1 protein-coding gene is annotated in these 206 nt (G+C 51.5%); it reads left to right on the top strand.

From position 1 onward, the window contains the following. Window positions 1–206 (top strand): histidine kinase dimerization/phospho-acceptor domain-containing protein (locus HJY11_RS15010; protein WP_279571125.1); only part of this gene is annotated, 206 nt, incomplete at both ends.

Below are 206 nucleotides of genomic sequence, written 5' to 3'. Positions count from 1 at the left end.
ACAGATATCTCTCATCAGCTGAAGACACCGGTTGCAGCGCTTTCCATGTGCTTCGAGCTGCTGGAGGACTCTGACGTTACAGACGAGGAGCGTGCGGAGTTCGCATCAAGAGGCTCCAGAGAGATTAAGAAGCTCAAATATCTGACCGGAACGCTTACCAACCTCTCCAGAATGGAGGCTGGCATGATACAGATACATCCGGAACA

This window comes from Bittarella massiliensis (ex Durand et al. 2017) (genome assembly GCF_017566145.1).
GTDB classification, from domain to species: Bacteria; Bacillota; Clostridia; order Oscillospirales; family Ruminococcaceae; genus Bittarella; species Bittarella massiliensis_A.
This window is presented reverse-complemented; position numbering and strand designations above follow the sequence as displayed.